Genomic DNA, 20,724 nt, shown 5'->3' with positions numbered 1-20,724 from the left:
GTAAATATATACTTATCGCCTTTATATTTAAATAACATATATGATTCTATATAATTCTTTTATTTAACGTAAATTCAGAACATATAATAACGAATTGCTTAATTTTCTTTTGTAGTTATATGAATGAAATTACTTTAATTTATAAATAAAAAGATGATTAATGGTATTTTTATTTATCTATACTATTGGTTTATTCGGCCCTAAAAATACTATATCTTATACATAATTAAAATCTTTTAACTCTTTTTAATTGTAAAACCAACGAACTATCACTATTTAAAAGTAAGCGCCGAACCACTGAGTACCTACAATCAAAAACCACTTCCGACTATACTGACAGTACAAGTACAAATCGGAGGTGGTTGCTTTATGAAAGAAAAACAAGAGGTCGTTGCCATTAAGCTCGAGGGTCAGCCGCAAGAAAAACGCGCACTTCCTGCTAAAATAGGAATAAAAATCAAAGCGGAAATTCATGACATCTTCATCTACAATTGCGCGAGTCAATATCTTGTGCAGACGGTTTTGAAGGAGCTGATGGCTCATGATACTTGATTATCAAAAAGTCGCTCATATCTTTATTGTTTGCGGAAAGGAATCGATGGCCTGGCTGCCATCGTATAGCATGAGTATAATCTGGATGCGTACGACGATGGTGTCTTCTTATTTTGTGGCGGCAGACGAGATCGTTTCAAAATGTTGTATGTATAAAAGATGGTTTCCTTCTTTTATACAAGCGATTGGATCAAGAACGGCTTCGTTGACCGAAATCAAAAAAAGAAATTCGCTGCCTTACTCACCAAATATTATCGTAACGTTTTAACTAATTTTGCTAAATTCAGCATTTAACATATCAAAATTTAATCCCCCAAAAAATCTAAAAGCTATCTTTCCTTCCGAATCGATCAAATAAGTGGTTGGAAGAGCTTTAATCATATAATTATTTGATGCTTTTCCTTGCTCATCTAGTAAAATAGGGAAAGTTAAATTATACTTTTCGATAAAATTTCGTACTACCAGATCATCCTTTTCTGTTTTTAGTAAATTAACACCTAGAACAATTGCTTCTTTTTCTTTGTAAAAATCTTCTATCTCAGGCATTTCATCATTACAAGGTGGGCACCAAGTAGCAAAAAAATTCAAGACAATTGGTTTGCCTATAAATTGTGAAAGTTTGATTTCTTCTCCGTTTAAGGTAGTTAATTCCAAGTTTGGTGCTTTTTCCCCCACTTTTAATCCTGTTAAATCAGGTGATTTATCTAGTTCGACAGATTTTTCTTGTTCAGCTGGAATAGATTCTTCCCCAGATTGAATAAAATCAAAAGTGGCCCATAATCCTAAACATATAATTAGCACTATAATTATTTTTTTCAATACTATCATCCTTCTATTAAGGTCAAGTTAACCAATATTTTCGTTCATTATCTAAATTAAAGGAGTTCAGATATATAATTCGTGATAAACGATTCTACACCTAGAACAAGCACCAAGCCCATTATTATCATCAAAACTGCACTAATCTTCATAATTATGCCACTGTGTTGGCTTAACCATTTTGTCTTACCGATAAATAAAGTTAATAACAGGAACGGTAGTATAAAACCAATTATATATACTAAAATATAGAGAGCTGCTTGATTTGGATGACTTGTTACCAATAAAAGGATCGAACTTAGAATCGGGCCAATGCAAGGTGTCCAACCTGCAGCGAAACCTAAGCCAATAAAAAATGTACTAAAATAGCTCACTTTTCTTCTTTCATAGTGAAAGCGAAATTCTTTCATCATTAAAGGCACGGTTAACCATCCTCCTAGAAACAATCCCATTATTATCACATAAATACCTATTACTCTTCTAAATAATGCGCCACCTCTTCCTATCATTAGTGAACGCAACCATTCTCCCAGAAATGAAGCCCCTAAACCTAAACTAATAAAAATCAAAGACACAGCCAGCAAAAATATAGTGGCATGTGTCAATAGAATTGTAATTTTTTTTACATCTTTTTCTTCAGATAAATCTTTAACTGCAATTCCGGTAATATAAGACATAAATATAGGAAAAATTGGAAGTACACATGGCGATAGACATGAAGCTATTCCCGCCCAAAAAATTAGTAAAAGACTCACTAATGAAAAGTCACTTATTTCTGGCATCATAATAACCTCAATTCAGCTTAATTTTTATAAATAATATTTAATAATCTCCAATACTTAGTAATTCAAGCTATTTGAACTTAAGATTTGTATTTGATACGATTTTTCCTAATTGATAAGTTTGTCGCTGACTAGTCATCTCAAATCTCATAAACCGACACATATGAATATTTTAATAATACAAAAACACATACTTTTCTAGGTAAGGATATCTTTTGTTGTCTTAATATCATCTTTACCGTTAAGTATTTTTTAGAAAAAGGTAATACGTGAATTTTAAAAAAATAGTATAGTTTGAGATGCCATTACTTTTAACTTTATAGACTTTTTCTTGTAATCTATTAATCGTTTCTTCTAAGCAATCCCCAACATGATACCAAAAATGAATACCTTATTAAACTTCAGAACCTCCCACGACTTAAGTCGCGGGGTTCTGAGTCCTTACGGACTTAAAACCCTTTTACCCAAATGTAGTTTCTTCTTGCCTGAGACACGGGATATCGAAGAAGTCGCCACTCAGCGATATAACTTTGATAACTTAATAATTCGGTTCATGGACAAACAAAGTATCGGCTCTCGTAGGATTTTCCTGATATCGAGTCTATCCACACAGGATAAAAATCTATAGCGAACAAACTTAGGGTGCACAAGCATTTAACTGGTGTAATGTGCTTAACGTTTGTTCTGTTCTTACTAGAACTTCGGGAACTCTTGCCCCAAGCGCTAACCTTCTCTTCTCAGACAAGGGTTTTATAGCTGCAAGAATGAAAAATCGTGCGCCGATATTGTAACTAGCGTTTAAGTCAGCGTGATACTGTTTTCCTTCTGAAAACTCGCAAAGGTCTTTACAGTCAGAACGCGTAACTTTCCCGGTACCATCATACGCTTACATAGAAGTTTCTCTAACTAAGACTCGTGAAATTCTCATACCTAAATAATGAGCCATTTCCTCGACCTTATTTTGAGTTCCTATTTTTCTCCAGTAATGTAATTTGAAATGAAGTTCCTTCGCTCCATACATTCCTTTGGGTACACGCATTTGACCTAAATACTCGAATACTATCGTGTTTACCTTATATTTAGTCGCAAATTCTATGATTTGATATGCTGTGTCATTCTTCATTTATTTTTGTAGTCCTTTGATTGCGTTCCAATGACTCGAACAAGTGGCACTTCTAGTTTGACGTTGTGCTTTTTTTAGCTGGTTAACTAAATGGAATAGACGGTCTTTTTCTTTAGTCTGTTTGATAAACAGACGTTCTAAGACAGCTCCATCACTATCTATTACGCAACACACTGCACTATTCGTTAATCCTAGGTCAATCGCTAGAACCCGCGTTTTATCTTCTTTTAGTTTATGAAGTTTAACTTCTTTCTCATAAGCAAACGATAAGAAATACTTACGACCTTGCTTAACTAATTTTGGATTACACTGCTTCCAGTCTGTAATTCCTCGTTTTGCTAAGTCCGTCTTTTTTGAACACTCACTTTTTCTCAAACCCAATCATTGTTTTTGTAAACTTTGATTTCATATCAGTCGGCTAGTTGGCTATACATATTCCCTTTATAGAGTACGGGGAAATCATTGTGCTCGAATTGCGAAGTCGGTACTTTCTTTGTGAACTTTTTCTTATTATCAATCGCTTCTGTTCGTTCTTTCTCCCAATTGAGATAATTTGAACGCCAAGAAGACCATTTACCATAAGCAGAAGCCATCGTGGCACGTCTAATATAAGAGGGATACTTAGGGAACAACACGTTGAAATCTTCATATTTTAGCTGAGGATTTTTTGCAGTATGGTGGATAAGTTTCTCAACAACAGTCGTAGTTGCGTTTGTATTTTCCTCATAGCCCATAGAAAATTCTTGAAACATCCCTTCTAAGGTATAGGATAACGCTTGATTGTATATTTCGAACGTCTGGTCTAATGACAGGGTGTGACTCAAAATTTTTTAGCTAACTGTTTTCGCTCGTGTTTTGTAGCCCATCGTTCTCACCTCACTTCTTTTTCTGATTTTGAATGTAATTTTGTATTTGCTCTTCTGTTTGCTCTGTAACTGTCGCTACGAAGTAGCTTGGATTCCAGAAGTGCCCACCACCCCATAACCTAGATTTGATCTCTGGGTGTGCAATGAACATTCTACAAGCAGATACTCTTTTCAGCGCTTTTACCATATTCGATATGTATATGGCGCTGAGGCTTACATTTAATATAATTGTTTTTTTTATTGAGATAGCATAAGACCGACTTTGTAATAAAAACCACAGGTTTTACATTGGAAAATCGGGATTGACAATCAGACGTCATTCAATTCTTTAGCGAGCCAATATTTATCCTTAAACCCGTATTTTTTATTTACAAACCCACTGTAACTCTGAAGTAACTCATCTGCTCGAATTTTCATCACTAATTGAAATGTTTTTTTCAATCATAATTGTCGCCCCACCAGCTTTCACTAGTTTACCAATCCCACAAGTTAATTCCGCAACATCAATGGTCCGATTAACTAAATTGACTTCATCTATTGAATTTTGCTTACTTAGAACTAGTGTCACTGCATGTTTAATTTTAAAACTATCCTGATCTTTAATTATCTCGGATTCCATCATTAATTTCTCAATAGTAATTTTTCTGGTCTCAATTAAGTGCACCAACGTCAAAAAGAAACAAGAACCCGTAGCCATACATAATAATTCTTTCGGATTAAATCCTTCTCCACTCCCCTCCAATTTCTTAGGAATAGCTATAGGCACTTTAATTGTATCCTTTTCAATTTGTCCTAAACCTGTTCTTCCTCCATACCAATTAGTAATTAACTTTGACATATATAGTATCTCCTTCGTTTTTATTATTTATAGCTTTATGAACAATACTGTAGTTTTCGAGATTTAAATAATGGAGTTTTCTAAATATAATGTTTTACCGTTTGAATCGAATAAACTGATTTTAGTAATTCTATTATTAAATCCTTGCGTAACATATAAGTGCTGTTCATCATTAATTCTGAAGATTTGATCAGAATCTACCTTTGGAAAAAGCATTTTAAACTTATCTATTAAATCACGATTAGTTGTTTCTACATAAATATCTTTAATTCCTAAAACTCCATTGCTATGTTCATAGGAGTGTCTTACCTCTGGATCATATTCGCTCATAAAAAAAGGAACTTGAACATCTTTTGGTAAAGAAAGTTGCCATTCAATGTGATTATTATTTAAGTCTTTTCTTTTCATTGATTTAGAATCAGATAGACTCAATTTTGTTTTTAACTTAAGCAAATTGCTTACATACTCTTCTTTTGGAACACTGTTCAATGCCCAATCTACTATATTACCGTCCCCCAAGTATAGTTTAAATCGATTAACAAGATTGGCATTTAAAGGTTTTAACAAGGCTGTAGCGCTATACATAATTCTTCTAATCAATGGATTATTTATCGCACAGAAAAGTTCAATAAAAGATTGATCAGAAAAATAAATCATCGCATGCCTTGAATACTTAGATTTACTAACATAAGTAACTATATATCCGAGATTTTGAAAATCATTGATTGCTTCTTCCAAATTATTCAATCTTATTAAAACATGTCCAATTCTAAAATTCATAACAACCTCCTCTTTGATATAATAGCCGTGGTATAACCTTGAGCTTGTGATTGCTGACCCAAAATAATTGATGACTAATTAAACTCTTTTTTCAAACACTTCAGAAGAACACTTATATCATTAGATTTCAAAGAATTTAAAAATTTTAATTCTTTGTCACATTTTTCGCATTGTTTGCTTAACAATTCAACTCTTTTCAATGTTTTCCTGTTAAGATACCAATCAGGATTATGAGTTAACCAAATTAATTCATGCCAATATTTTTTTCTTTTTTCAGATACAATTATTTTTTTCTTTAAAAAACGCTGTTGGACACTTTCAAAAATACCAGATCTTTTTAAAATTACATTCCAAGAGCCCAATTTTCTACATGCAGATTTCGACCAAATAAAGTCTTTTGTTGTGGGACAATAATCGTTTTCTTTATAAAAATTCCAAGCTTCTACTAAAAAAAATTCTTCGGTATAGTCTTTCACTTAATATTCACCTTCTATCTAATCATGTTTATTAGTTGCACTAATAGCAATAATTCATCCATAAATACAGTAACTTAAGCTAAGTAATATAAGTAAAAATCTACTTAATTCTTGTTAAAGAGGAAATGTTAGAAGATTTTTCTGAACTTAGAGGATACTTCTATTATAATAAAATCACTTCCAATAAAAATCTGTTTATTTTAATTTATAATTTCAATTTAAAGTAGTTTCACTGTATATATTTTTAATATTATTTCTTTCTGGCTTGAGTAAATCTTTAAGAATATTTATATGTGTACGTGGTGGGGTAGTGGTTTTATTTTTGTAAAGAACCTTTTTAACGTAAATCAGGCAGAAGTCGCCCATCCTCTATAGGTGGATGATGAATGACGTTCGGTATGAGGGTTACCTTTGGTAACTCGAAAACCGACATAATAAATGCTATAATGACCTTAATTCCAAGCATGATGGTGCGATTCCAGTGTGAAGGCGCTTGAGTAATAAATATCAAGTTAGCGCCACAAGTAAAACTATAAGACTTGAAGACATTCGTGACGATGCGAGTGTAACAATGATTATGATTAGAGTGAAAACCAAACTGAATCTAACATAACGTTGTGTGGTTAGTATGTCGACCGACGATAATAAAAAATCAAGAACCGTAGGAACTACGGGGATAGCTTGGTAAATAAGAGACACCGTTGTTAGTAAAGAAATACGATATCAAGTATGCTCTATTCCCAAGAAGCTTTCACTTCAAGCGTTAAAAACCGTCAGGTTTAGCTAAGTGGTGAGTAGTTCACATCACCTTTGTCGTCCCTTAATGATCAACCCTTTTTATGGCACAAAAAACATCCGTAGTAATTAATATCACTTACACTTTTATAATTTTAAAAAAATAAAGTAACCCATCCACACGTGAAAACGGGTGGCTTTTTAACACCTCTAGAAGAGGTCCCTACTCGCTTACTCCATAAATGGAGCTTTTTAAAAGACCGCCAGCCGCTCATCGCTCGCTACTTTATTTCTTTCTCTTCATTTTGAATGGATCCGTGGTTTCTCTTTTACTTATGCTATCTTGAATTCGGTCCTCTGCTTCTTGTTCTCTTATATATTTTGCATTTGTTTTCTGATTCAACCCTACTGTACTTACGTAATAGCCTTTTGACCAAAAACACTTATTCCCATATTTATACACTAAATTTCCATGTTGCTCATGGATATGTGTGCGTTTCCTCCTTTTAAGAATCCCGTGAAACTTAAAATGTTTATTTTCGATGGCACTCTAACTAACATTCAAATATGATCTGGCATTACATGGGTTTCTATGATTTCTACCTCTTTCATTTCACATAGCATACGCAAAATTCTTCTAATGTCTTTTCTCCATTCTCCATAAACCACTTTCCTCCTATACTTTGGTGTAAACACTATATGGTACTTACAATTCCATCGACTGTGTGATAAAGTTTTGTCGTTATTTGATGACATAGAAAACTTCTTTCGATAATATGGGCGGTAGGTAGCCACTTATTAGTTTATCGAAAGAAGTTTTTATCGCTAAAGCTGTCTCGTCCACGCGTAGAAACGCGCTTTTTTTCGTATGCTTCGCGAACGAAACTGACTAAAGTCATTAATAAAAACACCAACTAAAATATCGCACATCTTAGTTGGTGTTTATACTCTAGATCTATTTTTTTAATTCAGAATTTAGCATCCAAACAAGTTTTTCTAAACCTTTTTTATGCCCGATGAAAATATCCTCTGTACAACTGTCACCTTCTTCACAAGCAATCGTTATACCTTCTCCATATAATGATACTAGATAGTGATATCCTTGCAATAAATAATCTAGATATTCTTTAATGCTGATGTCTCTTGATCCCTTTTTTTCACACAATTTTGACTCTTTAATAAACTCATCCAAAGTTGAACATGGGTTCCCATCAAGAGTGATCAAACGTTCTGAAATCTCATCCAACTGATAATTTACTTGATCCATAAGTTCGTCCATTTTAGGATGCATCGTCAAAAATCCTGCTCCACTCATATACCAATGTACCTGATGGATTCTCACTGAAAAAACACTTAAATCTGCCACCAATTGATTCAATATAACTGTAGTTTTATCGTATTTCATACAAACTCTCCTTTTTGCTTTAGTTTAAAATTTGTCTATATTTAATTTACAAATTTTATTATTCCTTAAAAATTTAAATTCTTTTTTCACAAGCAGTACTGTCCATAACACGATAATTACATCAATACCAAATGAAGCATAGTAGATACCTTCAATACCAAAATATCTTGGCACAACGAGCATAGCTGGTACATAAAAAATGAATTGTCGAGCGATCCCAATTATTGCTGCTGGTTTGCCTTTATCAACTGCAGGAAAAAAAGTCATTGCCATAAATATAAAGGATAGGAATGGTATGATAAAAATAAAAACTCTAAATTCGTTCAATTGAATTGATCCGAAATTTTGCCCTGCTAGCATGGTTGATAGAATCTCATTTGGAAAAATTAATGAAATCAACCAAAGTGGTATAGTAAGCATCATTGCAACTACTCCAAATAGTTTATAGGATTTGATAACACGTTCATATTGTTTTGCACCATAATTAATACCAATCACTGGCTGTAAAGCTCTCATTAAACCAAATATAGGCGTAAGGAAAAACTGGAAAATTCTAAATACTACTCCATAAAAAGCAATATCTGAAACTGTTCCATAAGTAGATAATACATTAAATACTACAAATGCTTGAACCAATGTCATTACTGACATAATTAAAGAGGAAGCTCCTAGACGATTAATATCCCCTATAATTTTTTTATCACACGTAAGACTTAACGCATTTGCTTCAAAGCTTGCTTTCCCTTTTACAAGATAAATGAAACTCACAAAAGAATATATAAACATACCCATGTTTATTCCCCAAGCAGCTCCAACAACTCCCATATTCATCAAAGCTATAAATATATAGCTAAAGATACCATTTGCTATTAGTCCTACTGCCATCATCCATGCCGCTGTCTTCATTCTTCCTTCAGCACGAATAATCATATTGATTGCTAAACCGTATACCCAAAATATTGTACCTATTACAGTGATTCTAAAGTATTGGTCTCCCAATAATAATTCTTCGCCTTTTCCTCCCATAAATTGAATCATTTGGGAGGAAAGCAATAGACCCGCAATCATATATATAACTGTAAAAAAAATAATCAATACATTGACATTCCCCATTATCTTTCTTTGCTTGTCTGTATCGTTGGCTCCAAGGGCAATGCTTAAAATAGAGCCTGCCCCTACTCCAATCAATGATCCTAACCCAGTTACAATAGCTGTTATAGGATACGCAAGGGATATTCCGGCTAGAGCTATTTCTCCTGCATATTGCCCCACAAAAAGAGCATCAAGCACAGGATTAAAGCCGTATATTACCATTGCTATAATAGTAGGCCAAGATAACCTGATAACCACTTTCCACAAATTCCCTTGCAATATAAATCGATTTTCTTGTTCTTTATTATTTAAAGCATTTGTTGACAAATTATCACCTCTCAAAATTACATTTAAAAATCGGGATTGACAGTAAATTCTTTATTAGAATTTCATTTCGTTGCTATTAATAAATCTACGCACAATATTTGACTAATCATTTCAACTTTTTTAAATCCTGCTTCTAATATCATATTTCTCACTTCTTCTGACTCTAATCTATACATATAGTTATTTTCATTTTTTATAGCTAAATCGATTTGATTAGAGTCAGCACCTTTGGACAAAGAAAACTCTTTCCACCAGTCTAAATGATAATCAGAGAATACACTTACTATAAAAAAACCATTAATTAATAGACTATCATACATTTTTTTCAAAAATAGTCGTTTATTACTTACAAAATGAAAAACTAAAAACGAAAAACCGAAACTATAGCGTTGAGCTAATTCATACACTTCAAACCTAGCATTAATTAATTCTGCCTTACTATTTCCTAATCTATTCTGATATGCTTTCAACATTTCCCTGCTAGCTTCAATTATTGTTAAAGGCACAGAAGGATACTGATTTTTTAAATAACCTATTTCGATAAGTCCCCTCCAACCAATAGTATATTTTGAGGTGCACTACCGTGTATAACTGTTGGGAGAACGCTATCAAATACTAGTTCAAACATTAAATTGTAGCCAGGGATTTTTGTTATAATATCCTCTAAATAATTTGATACATACTTTTCATCTATGAATTGTTTCATAAAATTAACCTTCTCCTATATTTTCTAAGTTACTTACTCCAACTCCTTTTTCCTTAGAATGATTCAGCTTAAAGCTATTTCCCACAAGCAAAAATGTCGTTAAATTATGAAATGTAGCTAGTGTTGTAGGAGATAATCTGTTAAACAGGCCCAAAAATATTAAACTACCATTAACAAAAAAAGTCATTCTCAAGTTGTTTTTTATTTTTCCAAACAATTTAAATGCTAATAAATCAATATAAATCAAATCATGTAGATTATTGGAAAGAAGTGTAATATCACTAATATGGTTAGTTACATCTGAAGCTCCTCCCATAGAAATTCCAACATCTGCTAACGCAATCGCTGCGGAATCATTTAAGCCATCACCAACCATTAAAACTTTTTGCCCGGCGACCTTTAATCGTTGTACATAATTAAACTTATCCTCTGGTTTTAAATCTGAAACTACTTCATCAAAAGGTATATTGCTAGTTACAACTTCTGTCCTTTGTTTGGTATCACCAGTCAAAAGAATAGTTCTCTTATTCCTGTTTTTTAAGAGTATTATTGTTTCTTTCGCTTCAGACCTAAGTGGTGTATCAATAGCGAATATTGCAACTAGTTCTTTGTCATAGCCGAGATACAATAAATTGAATTGTTCTTCTAGCTCGCAAATAACGGCATTCTGATTCTCATAAATATTGACACATTCTTCCAAGATAAATTTCTTGCTTCCAATTACAACAGGTATTCCGTCAATAGAGGAACGTATTCCCTTTGATGCAATATGGTATAACTCACCATGCATTTCTTCATGTACGATTCCTTTCTTTTCAGCTTCATCTACCAATGCGTTAGCAATTGGATGGTAAACATGTTCCTCTAAACAAGCTCCGATTTTAATCACATCAAATTCAGTATAGTTATTAAAAGTAATTACTTTTTTGATTTTTGGATCTGCAGTAGTAATCGTTCCTGTTTTATCAAAAATATAAGTATCAATTTCACTATACTTATCTAAAATACTTGTTGATTTTATTACAACCTGATTGTTTACTGCATCTTTTATTGCAGTTAAATAGGCAACAGGTGTAGATAATTTTATTGCACAAGAAAAATCAACCATTAGAAATGATAATGTTTTAGAGATTGATCTTGTAATAGCAAAAGTCATTAACATTCCAAGAATATTAAATTTAGCTAATTTATCTGCAGAACTAACTAATTTTTGTTCTTCTATGGAAGAGCTAAATTCAGATTCATTAATAAGTTTTATCATGTTAGTTATACCTGAGTTTGGAATACTATTTGTTATAGAAACAACTATTTCGCCTGACACTAATAAAGTATTAGCTAATATCTCCTCACCCACACTTTTAGGAATAGGATACGCTTCTCCAGTAATGGATCTTTCATCTATAAATCCATTCCCTTTAATGATTTTCCATCAAATAAAATTTCATTTCCTTCGTAGAAAACTACTAAATCTCCCTCTTTAACCTCTGACATGTCTATTTCTCGTAATTGGTTATCGATTAATACCCAAACTTTTTCATCCGATTTTTTTAGACTTTCTTCTAAATCTTTTATTGACTTTTTCTTAGACCATCCTTCTAAATCTGTTCCTAATTTTAATAAAAAAGTAATGGTACTTGCTGTTTTAAAATCATCAGTGATAAGAGTAACTAAAATGGCTAAACCATCTAGCATACTCATGTCCAGACTAAAATGCTTAATAGATCTACATGCAGCGGTTAAAAAAGGTATAGAACGACACAATATAGCAAAATTTTGAAATGGCTGCGGTATTAACAATTTTATTGAAATTTTTTTATAAAGTGCTTGCGATATTATATCGTAAGGTGTCTCTTCATTAGATAATATTGGATGTTTGTATAACTCTTTTAAACATCTAATGTCGATACTTGATAAGAAATCACATATATCATTCATAGTATCTACTTGATGAGAGATAGAAATATGTTGATTATCATTATAAAAATGGATTTTTTGTATAGACAGATTAGTTGCGGTTAAGTGTCTAAAATATTCTTTGATATCTGGGGTAAGTTTAAACGGTAACCTAATCCTTGTTCTTCTTTTGGTTAAAAAAACTAATTCATAATTCAGCATGATTAGTATCTATATCATCGGATGCATCGGCAAGATCTTTTAAATTTTCATCTTTTTTTTCTTCCTCATATATGTCTTTAGCATTAGCGTAAACGTCATCTGTATGTTGTTTAATCATAGAAAGCGATGAATCCAACCCGTCTTTTAGTTTAAATCCTTTTGCCAAAACATGAGCATAACTTTTTTTAGCTTCTTTACTAGATAATAGTTTTAAACCAGCACTTCCAAATAGGACACCTCCGAAAAATAGACTACTTTTCTTTCCTACTTTAGTTATTTTTTTCAATTCTTTAAACATATAAATTCCTCCATTTCATTTACTACTAAAGTTAATACTTTAAATTGAGGAAACATTTAGAATCATATTTCCTCAATTTAACACTAACTAGCTCAACTATTTACTCTACTTTTATATATTTATTTTGAAAATCTTCTATCATCCTCTTCCCTTTATCGGAAATAAAAATGTATTTTTTATCTCTATAAATAACTTGATCATTTTCTAAATTATATAATCTTTCGGTAACAGAGGAAGGAGCAATATTTAAAAAATCAACTAAATCTTTATTTCGAATTTTTTTACCTTTACTTAGCTTCTCAATCGCTAGTAGATAGAAAATAGTTGAATCATTTTTAACCATTCCCATCCCTCCTTATACTATTTAGATAGACCTTCAGCAATTTTATCTAGATTCCATTTCATCATTGAATAGTAACTATCTCCTTCATTTCCTTTTTCCGCAATAGAATCAGTAAAAATAGTTGTGTAGATAGGAATATCAGTATCTTTCGATACAGTTTTCATTGGTCTAGGATCTACACTACTTTCAACAAATAATGATGGTACTTTAGTCTTTCTTAATTTTTCCACTAAATTTTTAATTTGGTCAGGAGTTCCTTCTTCTTCGGTATTAATTTCCCATATATACGCAGATGGAACATTATAAGCCTTTGAAAAATATTTGAAACAACCTTCACTTGTTACAATCATTTTTTTATCATTTGGGATAGATGCAAATTTAGATTTTGCTTCTGTATCTAAAGCGGATAGTTTTTTTACATACTTATCAAGATTTTCTTTATAGAAATCCTTATTATCAGGGTCCTTAGCTGCTAATTGTTTTTCGATATTCTTAGCAAAAATAATCCCATTTTCTAAATTTAACCAAGCATGTGGATCTTCTTTTCCTTCTTCGCTTTCACCCTCTAAATATATGACATCAATTCCATCGCTAACTGCAAAATAATCTTCATTCTCTTTTTTTTCAGCATTTTTAACTAGTTTAGTAAACCAAGCGTTTCCTCCTGTTTCTAAATTAATTCCATTATAAAAAATTAAATCGGCCTTCGAAGTTTTTTGTACATCTTCTGGTAGAGGCTCATATTCATGCGGATCTTTCCCTACTGGTACAATACTATGAAGCTTAATCTTATCTTCTGCTATATTTTTAGTAATATCAGCAATAATTGAATTGGTGACTACAACACTTAGTTCTTTATTTTTAGCACTATCACTATTTTTTTCATTCTTTGCGCCGTTACTAGAACAAGCTCCTAGAATTAATACTGTTGCAATTACTGTAAACAGACTCAAAATCATTTTTTTCATTTTTGAAATACCCTCTTTCTTAATACATGTTGTTTAGGTGAAACAAAAAAACTAATTAAAAATAATATTGCCGAAGTCAAAACAATACTGGAACCCGCAGCGATATTAAAACTATATCCAATGAATAATCCTAAGACTGAAACAATAGCTCCTATTATCGAAGAGAGCAATACCATCGTTTTCAAGCTATTTGTGTAAAGGTAAGCAGTTGCTGCAGGTGTAATCAACATTGAAACAATCAATATGGTTCCCACACTTTGCATTGCTGTAACTGCAACCAAAGTAAGCAGGATCATCAATAAATAATGGTAAAAATTAACTTTCATTCCTATTGCTTTAGCCATTACTGGATCAAAGGACGTAATAAGCAGCTCTTTAAAAAATAGAAATACTAATAGTAAAACAACTGCAGAAACACCAATTGTTATCCAAACATCCGTATCTTGAACCGCCAAAATATTTCCGAATAAAATATGAAATAAATCAGTAGAACTATTTGCAACGCCAATAAGAATTACTCCTAGAGCTAAAAAAGAACTAAAAGTTATCCCTATAGCAGTATCACTTTTTATTATGCTATTTCCTTTAATAAAAGTAATCAATACTGAAGATAACAAACCAAATACAATTGCTCCAATAAAAAAATTTATTCCTAAGATAAATGATAATGCAACGCCAGGTAAAACAGCATGTGATATTGCATCACCCATTAAAGACATTCCTCTTAGAATAATAAAACATCCCACTACGCCAGAAACTACCCCAATAATAATCGCCGTAATTAATGCATTTTGTAGGAAATGAAAATCATATAGTCCATTGATAAAATTCTGAATCACTCTGTAATCCCTCCTACAAAAATACCTTCACCGTAAGCCTTTATTAAATTTTTCCCAGTAAACGTTTCATCTGTTTCGCCATAGTTAATCAGATTTTTATTGATAATAATAACTTCATCAAAATAGCTTTTCACTTTACTCAAGTCATGGTGAACAATCAAAATGATTTTTCCTTCCTCTTTTAGTGAATCCAAAATTTCCATAATGATTCTTTCACTAATAGAATCGATACCAACAAATGGCTCATCTAAGAATATATAATCTGCTTCTTGTACTAGACATCGGGCTAACAATACTCTTTGGAATTGACCACCTGATAATTCACTAATTTGTCTTTCTGCGAAAGAACTTAAGCCTACCTTATCCAAAGCGTTGAATACTCTTTCCCAATCTTTTGATTTTAATTTTCTCATTACGCCAACACTTGAATAAGTTCCCAAAGAGACGCACTCTTTTACTTTAATAGGAAATGTATAATCTACATCGCTTTTTTGTTCCACATAAGCAATTTTTTTTAGATAGCGTTTCGCTGAATGTTTATCAATTAAGGTTTTCCCTTTGTGATTAATGATGTGTAACATAGCCTTAATAAGGGTTGATTTGCCCGCACCATTGGGACCAATTATTCCCACGATTGCAGGCTTTTCTAAAGTAAAACTAATATTTTCTAAAGCAGGTGTAGACTCATTATAAAAAACACTAAGCTCTTTAACCTCAATCATTAATAAACTCCTTTCATAGTAAGTTATTTTTTTCTAGATTTTGTCATAAAATCCCTGAATAATAGATAGGCAAATAGATAGAATACGGTGCTAACAAACACAATAAATAATATAGAAATCAACAAAAATACTAGAATATCCATACTGACCCTCCCCCTTTTATATGTTGATTTGAAAATTAAAATACATATGAAATATCTATTAAGCAGTAATTTATCAAAAAAACTTCACTAAACAGACCTAATTAATTATTAAGGGATACCTAAAATATAGCATAAAATTTCTCTACAGCAATGTTTATTCTATTCCTATGGACAAAATTTATGCCTATAAATAAAATTAGTCACTTAATGTAATTTAATTATTAAAAAAAGTGCTTCCACTATCGGGAAACACACTTCTCTTTTACTATTTAGTCATCAATTCAGATTAGCTACTAACATGATGCTATTTTATTAATTCAAATTATTTAGATAGGTTTCTTAATTAGCTTTTCTCAATTCCTTGGTGAATTACTCACAACTTAGCTAAACCTAACGTTTCTTAACACTATGAAATTAACTCAAATATTTTTTGTTTTTCAGTGTAAAATTTATAGTCTGTCTCTACTTTATAGAACTGGTTATTCAGTATTTTGGTACTATAATTAATTTTCTTGTCCATTATAACTCTTCCGTATTCTTCTGACATAACTATGATTCTAGTTCCTAACTTTAGTGCTTCATCAATATCATGAGTAATTAAAAATATCGTTTGATTTAATTCATACCATAAAGATCTTACAAGCTTTTGCATTTTATCACGTGTTGTAGCGTCTAAGGAACTAAATGGTTCATCCATTAATACCAATTCCGGATCATTAATTAATGTTCTAGCTAATGAAACACGTTGTCTCATTCCACCAGATAACTCAAATGGGTACGCATTTGAAAATTTGGAAAGTCCGATTTTATTCATTATAGTTTTACTTTTTTTAGATATGATATTCTTATCTAACCTTTTCATTTTTAAGCCATATTCTATATTACCTCTGACTGTTAACCAAGGAAATAACGTAGAGGATTGAAACACTACTCCTCTACTTATATCAGGTTCAGTAATTAATTTACTATGCATTCTACATTCACCTAAGCTTGGCATAATATATCCTGCAATCAATTTTAATAATGTACTTTTTCCACATCCAGAAGGACCTATCACACATATAAATTCGTTTTTACAAATAGTCAAGTTTATGTCATGTAAGACTTTTATTAATCTACCTTGATTCTTAAAGTCTTTTTGTATACCAGTTAAACATATTAAACTATTTTTATTATACATTTTATTATACCTCTTTATTCTTGTTTTGAAATTGCTTCATTAATATATCTAGAATTGATAAATGATTCAATTTTTTCATCTGTAGGTATAGACTTAATCGCACCTTGATCCTTTAAAAACGAAGCTGTTTCTTTAAATATTTTGTAATAATCTCCTGGATTTTTATCAGTCCCAAAATACTTTTTGCTAGTTTGTTCTTTTGGAGTTAACCAATGCGTAGACTCCATTTGTCTCAATGCTTCTTCTTTTGAAATACTCAGACCATCTGCAGCGTACTGTGCGGCAGACGAAGGATTAGTCGCATACAATTCACCAGCTTCATTTAATACTAAAATAAATTCTTTAACTAATTCAGTATACTTTTTTGAAAATTCAGTGTTTACTAGTTCGATATTAGTCGTCATATACCCTCTCTCAGCAAGCTGTTTGCTATCAATTATAGTAGTACCCGTTTTTTTTATCTCAGAAAGAGTGGGCTCCCAAGTATAAGCAGCATCTAAGTCTCCTCTGTTCCACGCAGCAGCAATTTCAGCAGTTTCCATATCTAATAGGGTTACTTTTTTTTCAATTCCAGCTTCAGACAGTGCTTTTAATAAACTAAAATGTGAAGTTGAACTAAAAGGGGTTGCAATTTTTTTCCCAGCTAATTCTTTTATTTCTTTTATATTAGCGTTATTTTTCACAACTAATGCTTCATTTTCTCCAAGTACCTCATGTATCCAAATTAATTCTACCGGCAAATTATTTGCACAGGCAACAACCGCGTTAGTATAACCCATTTCAGCAAAGTCAATACTTCCTGCGGCAAATGCTTGATTAGCAGCGACACCCGAATCAAAAAATATAAATTTCACTTCAATTCCCTTATCTGTAAAATGTTTTTTAAAAATATCCTTTTTTATTGCTACTTGAGTATCATTAGGAACTCTAATTATCCCAATTTTTATTTCTTTTGGAAAACTATCATTACTATTTCTTTTGCTATTACATCCACAAATTACCACTGATAAAATACATATGAACATTATAAAAATGATCTTTCTTCTTTTTATTCCCATCATTCTTTACCTTTCCAAAAGACAATTTTATCTTCTAATTTTTTTAAAGATAGATCTAAAATCAATCCTGTACATCCCATAATAATAATTCCAACAAACATAACATCACTCTTCAAATATTTAGATGCATCAATGACCATCCATCCTATTCCAGAAGTAGCTGCTATCATCTCTGCGGAAACTAATGTCGTGTATGCTATTCCAACTGCAGTTCTTATTCCAGTAAATATTTCAGGTAAACACGCAGGAAGAACAATCGTTAAAAAAATATCTTTTTTATTCGCTCCTAATGACTTTGCGATTAATAAAAAATCCTGATTAATTTTTTCAACACCTGCCACACATGAAAGATAGATTGGTGCAAAAGCAGCTAAAAATAGCAACATGATTTTCGAGGATTCATCAATACCTAACCATAGAATAATCAAGGTATAGTATGCTAAAGGTGGTAATGGTCGATAAAATTGAATTACTGAATCGACAACACTTCTTATTTTCCTTGAATATCCACTCATTAAACCAAGAGGGATTGCTACTGTTAATGCACAAAAAGAAGATACTATCAACCGATACAAACTAATGCTAGCATGCTGCCAAAAGGATATACCATTATAACCATTTTCTAACAAGCTAAAAAAAGTTTTGCACACATCTATGGGTGTCGGTACTAAAGTTGAATTTATAACTTTTGTTTCGGTTAGTACGAACCACATCAATAAAATGACAAACCATGTCAATAAACTAGTGTATCTTAACCTTAGTTTGTTTTTCATTCAATTCCCCCAAACTTATAATTAGGTATTCAAAAGGCATTGATGTCAATAAATTTATCAATGCCCTTACCAAAATTTTAGATTAAATCAAATCTATAGTCTGTGACTATGGGTTCTCTCATTGTAGTTTTATCATTAAAATATTCATACATACAAATACCTAAAAAAGAGCCCATTAAATTATAGATATTGCTGAAACCACGCAATTGTAAAGCATTAACCATGTTATAACTACGTTGACTAGATAAACAATATATATAAACTGGTTGATCTGTTGGGATTTCATCCAATCTATTTCTAAATTCACTTAGCGGAATGTTGATTGCATTTTTCACATGGCCTTCAGCAAATTCCTCAGGCTCTCGAGCATCGATAATAAAGCTGTCACTTTCAACTAAAGATCTAGTTTCTGTTACAGGAACTTGCCTGAATACACCATTCAGAACATTTAACGCAACCAATGCAGCCATATTAACTACATCTTTAGCAGTACCGAACATTGGTGAATAGGATAATTCCAATTCAGCTAAATCTTCAACGTTGCCATGTTTCATTATCATAGCAGCTATTACATCAATTCTTTTATCTACGTTTCCCTTACCTATAGCTTGGGCACCTAATATTTGTCCGGATGGATCAGAAAATATTAATTTAAAAAATAAAGGATTAGCGTTTGGCATCAAACCAACCTTGTCTTTGGGAATAACATAAGCAATTTGATAGGCAATCCCTTCTTTTTGGCAATCCTTCTCATTTAATCCTGTAGATGCAGCATTTAAATCAAAACAACGAATAACTGAAGAACCAATTACTCCAGTATTACGATATGTTTTGCCATATATATTTCCAGCTGCGGCCCTAGCTTGTCTTTGGGCAGGACCAGCTAGAGTTAGTCTAGTTGGTTTTCTGGTAATAAAATGTGTCACTTCTATTGCATCTCCAACGGCATAAATATTTTTTTTAGAAGTAAGATAATGTTGATTCACTTTAATTCCACCAGTTACACCAATTTCTATACCTGCTTCCTCAGCTAACTTAATTTCTGGAGAAACACCTATTGCCATAATAACTACCTTTACATCAACTTCTTTACCAGAAGATAAAGTTACTGTATCTTCTTTAATTTCCTTTACACCGTCATTAAGTATAAGTTTGATTCCTTGATCAATAATCTCTTTATGCAGAATCTGTGCCATATCATAATCGAAAGGCGCCATTACTTGCTTTGCCGCTTCAATAATTACTACATTTTTTCCAAGCAGTCTCAAATTTTCAGCTACTTCAATTCCAATAAAGCCCGCACCAATAACTGCAATATCTGATATGTTATTTTCGTCTACAAACTTTTTAATCTTTTCAATATCAGGAACATTTCTAACAGTAAAAACATTATCAGATTCAATCCCTTTTATGCTTTTTGGTAATATAGGATTAGCACCTGGGGATAACACTAGCTCGTCATACGATTCTTGACTCATTTCACCATTCAATATGTTTTTCACAGTAATAGTCTTATCTTCTGCCTGAATTGAAATAACCTCACTATTTACTCTAGCTTCGATATTATACTGTTTAGCAAAATCTTCCGGTTTCATTAGTACTAAATCCTTAGACTCTTTTACTATTTCACTTAAATGAAACGGGAGAGAACAGTTTGAGAAAGAAACAAAGGGGCCCTTTTCAAACATAATTATTTCTGCAAATTCGTCAATTCTTCTAATTCTAGCAGCAGTTGATGCTCCACCTGCTACCCCACCGATTATTAATACTCTTTTACTCATAAT

The 20,724-nt window shown here is 32.0% G+C and carries 24 protein-coding genes and 2 pseudogenes; 2 read left to right on the top strand and 24 right to left on the bottom strand.

Going from position 1 to position 20,724, the window contains the following annotated elements; all coding sequences use genetic code 11:
- Positions 1 to 369: 369 nt before the first annotated feature.
- Positions 370 to 552: a hypothetical protein gene (locus IGI80_RS14460; RefSeq protein WP_438723968.1), complete on the top strand. Its 183-nt coding sequence runs from the start codon at positions 370 to 372 to the stop codon at positions 550 to 552.
- Complete coding sequence (locus IGI80_RS14455) at positions 542 to 820, top strand: hypothetical protein (protein WP_438723967.1); 279 nt, start codon at positions 542 to 544, stop codon at positions 818 to 820. The genes IGI80_RS14460 and IGI80_RS14455 overlap by 11 nt, the downstream gene beginning before the upstream one ends.
- Here the strand turns inward: IGI80_RS14455 and IGI80_RS14450 are convergent.
- From IGI80_RS14450 to IGI80_RS14335, 24 genes and pseudogenes are all read right to left on the bottom strand, one after another.
- Complete coding sequence (locus tag IGI80_RS14450) at positions 817 to 1,371, bottom strand: TlpA family protein disulfide reductase (RefSeq protein WP_438723966.1); 555 nt, start codon at positions 1,369 to 1,371, stop codon at positions 817 to 819. The genes IGI80_RS14455 and IGI80_RS14450 overlap by 4 nt on opposite strands.
- 56 nt (positions 1,372 to 1,427) lie before the next feature.
- Positions 1,428 to 2,156 carry a cytochrome c biogenesis CcdA family protein gene (locus IGI80_RS14445; protein WP_438723965.1) on the bottom strand — a complete coding sequence of 243 codons (729 nt, stop codon included), beginning with the start codon at positions 2,154 to 2,156 and terminating at the stop codon, positions 1,428 to 1,430.
- 1,120 nt (positions 2,157 to 3,276) lie between these two features.
- Positions 3,277 to 3,651 carry a hypothetical protein gene (locus IGI80_RS14440; RefSeq protein ID WP_438723964.1) on the bottom strand — a complete coding sequence of 125 codons (375 nt, stop codon included), beginning with the start codon at positions 3,649 to 3,651 and terminating at the stop codon, positions 3,277 to 3,279.
- 35 nt (positions 3,652 to 3,686) lie between these two features.
- Positions 3,687 to 4,100, bottom strand: a complete 414-nt coding sequence (locus IGI80_RS14435) for a hypothetical protein (RefSeq protein WP_438723962.1) — start codon at positions 4,098 to 4,100, stop codon at positions 3,687 to 3,689.
- Positions 4,101 to 4,152: 52 nt separating this feature from the next.
- Positions 4,153 to 4,338, bottom strand: a pseudogene (locus IGI80_RS14430) (transposase); the annotation flags it as partial.
- A 201-nt stretch (positions 4,339 to 4,539) separates the two neighbouring features.
- Positions 4,540 to 4,980 (bottom strand): OsmC family protein, encoded by a 441-nt coding sequence (locus IGI80_RS14425; RefSeq protein ID WP_438723961.1) that lies wholly within the window; start codon positions 4,978 to 4,980, stop codon positions 4,540 to 4,542.
- A gap of 63 nt (positions 4,981 to 5,043) precedes the next feature.
- Positions 5,044 to 5,760, bottom strand: coding sequence for a VOC family protein (locus tag IGI80_RS14420; RefSeq protein ID WP_438723960.1), 717 nt, complete (start codon positions 5,758 to 5,760; stop codon positions 5,044 to 5,046).
- Positions 5,761 to 5,834: 74 nt separating this feature from the next.
- Entirely contained in the window at positions 5,835 to 6,236 is a 402-nt protein-coding gene (locus tag IGI80_RS14415) for a hypothetical protein (RefSeq protein ID WP_438723959.1), read from the bottom strand.
- A gap of 1,021 nt (positions 6,237 to 7,257) precedes the next feature.
- A pseudogene (gene tnpA / locus IGI80_RS14410) lies at positions 7,258 to 7,727 on the bottom strand (IS200/IS605 family transposase).
- Between the two features lie 199 nt (positions 7,728 to 7,926).
- Complete coding sequence (locus tag IGI80_RS14405) at positions 7,927 to 8,376, bottom strand: Dps family protein (RefSeq protein WP_438723957.1); 450 nt, start codon at positions 8,374 to 8,376, stop codon at positions 7,927 to 7,929.
- Positions 8,377 to 8,400: 24 nt separating this feature from the next.
- Positions 8,401 to 9,795 (bottom strand): MATE family efflux transporter, encoded by a 1,395-nt coding sequence (locus IGI80_RS14400; RefSeq protein ID WP_438723955.1) that lies wholly within the window; start codon positions 9,793 to 9,795, stop codon positions 8,401 to 8,403.
- Between the two features lie 62 nt (positions 9,796 to 9,857).
- Complete coding sequence (locus IGI80_RS14395; protein ID WP_438723954.1) at positions 9,858 to 10,301, bottom strand: hypothetical protein; 444 nt, start codon at positions 10,299 to 10,301, stop codon at positions 9,858 to 9,860.
- A gap of 26 nt (positions 10,302 to 10,327) precedes the next feature.
- Entirely contained in the window at positions 10,328 to 10,501 is a 174-nt protein-coding gene (locus tag IGI80_RS14390; RefSeq protein WP_438723952.1) for a hypothetical protein, read from the bottom strand.
- Between the two features lie 4 nt (positions 10,502 to 10,505).
- Complete coding sequence (locus IGI80_RS14385; RefSeq protein WP_438724256.1) at positions 10,506 to 11,867, bottom strand: HAD-IC family P-type ATPase; 1,362 nt, start codon at positions 11,865 to 11,867, stop codon at positions 10,506 to 10,508.
- Positions 11,868 to 11,899: 32 nt separating this feature from the next.
- Positions 11,900 to 12,616 carry a hypothetical protein gene (locus tag IGI80_RS14380; protein WP_438723951.1) on the bottom strand — a complete coding sequence of 239 codons (717 nt, stop codon included), beginning with the start codon at positions 12,614 to 12,616 and terminating at the stop codon, positions 11,900 to 11,902.
- Complete coding sequence (locus IGI80_RS14375; protein WP_438723950.1) at positions 12,603 to 12,914, bottom strand: DUF6110 family protein; 312 nt, start codon at positions 12,912 to 12,914, stop codon at positions 12,603 to 12,605. The genes IGI80_RS14380 and IGI80_RS14375 overlap by 14 nt, the downstream gene beginning before the upstream one ends.
- A gap of 100 nt (positions 12,915 to 13,014) precedes the next feature.
- On the bottom strand, positions 13,015 to 13,257 hold the full coding sequence (locus IGI80_RS14370) for a metal-dependent transcriptional regulator (protein WP_438723949.1): 243 nt from the start codon (positions 13,255 to 13,257) through the stop codon (positions 13,015 to 13,017).
- Between the two features lie 17 nt (positions 13,258 to 13,274).
- The gene (locus tag IGI80_RS14365) at positions 13,275 to 14,225 is read right to left on the bottom strand and encodes a metal ABC transporter substrate-binding lipoprotein (RefSeq protein WP_438722266.1); all 951 of its coding nucleotides are present in this window, start codon (positions 14,223 to 14,225) and stop codon (positions 13,275 to 13,277) included.
- The gene (locus IGI80_RS14360) at positions 14,222 to 15,064 is read right to left on the bottom strand and encodes a metal ABC transporter permease subunit (protein ID WP_438722268.1); all 843 of its coding nucleotides are present in this window, start codon (positions 15,062 to 15,064) and stop codon (positions 14,222 to 14,224) included. Before IGI80_RS14360 ends, IGI80_RS14365 begins: the two co-directional genes overlap by 4 nt.
- Positions 15,061 to 15,786 carry a metal ABC transporter ATP-binding protein gene (locus tag IGI80_RS14355; RefSeq protein WP_438723948.1) on the bottom strand — a complete coding sequence of 242 codons (726 nt, stop codon included), beginning with the start codon at positions 15,784 to 15,786 and terminating at the stop codon, positions 15,061 to 15,063. The genes IGI80_RS14360 and IGI80_RS14355 overlap by 4 nt, the downstream gene beginning before the upstream one ends.
- A 549-nt stretch (positions 15,787 to 16,335) precedes the next feature.
- Positions 16,336 to 17,109 carry an ABC transporter ATP-binding protein gene (locus tag IGI80_RS14350; RefSeq protein WP_438723946.1) on the bottom strand — a complete coding sequence of 258 codons (774 nt, stop codon included), beginning with the start codon at positions 17,107 to 17,109 and terminating at the stop codon, positions 16,336 to 16,338.
- Positions 17,110 to 17,123: 14 nt separating this feature from the next.
- A complete protein-coding gene (locus IGI80_RS14345; RefSeq protein WP_438723944.1) occupies positions 17,124 to 18,170 on the bottom strand; it encodes a taurine ABC transporter substrate-binding protein in 1,047 nt (348 codons plus the stop codon).
- Positions 18,167 to 18,940 (bottom strand): ABC transporter permease, encoded by a 774-nt coding sequence (locus IGI80_RS14340; protein WP_438723942.1) that lies wholly within the window; start codon positions 18,938 to 18,940, stop codon positions 18,167 to 18,169. The genes IGI80_RS14345 and IGI80_RS14340 overlap by 4 nt, the downstream gene beginning before the upstream one ends.
- A 77-nt stretch (positions 18,941 to 19,017) precedes the next feature.
- Entirely contained in the window at positions 19,018 to 20,721 is a 1,704-nt protein-coding gene (locus IGI80_RS14335) for an FAD-dependent oxidoreductase (protein WP_438723941.1), read from the bottom strand.
- Between the last annotated feature and the right edge of the window lie 3 nt (positions 20,722 to 20,724).

Source organism: Enterococcus sp. DIV1420a (assembly GCF_051712165.1).
Taxonomy (GTDB): Bacteria; Bacillota; Bacilli; order Lactobacillales; family Enterococcaceae; genus Enterococcus; species Enterococcus faecalis.
This window is presented reverse-complemented; position numbering and strand designations above follow the sequence as displayed.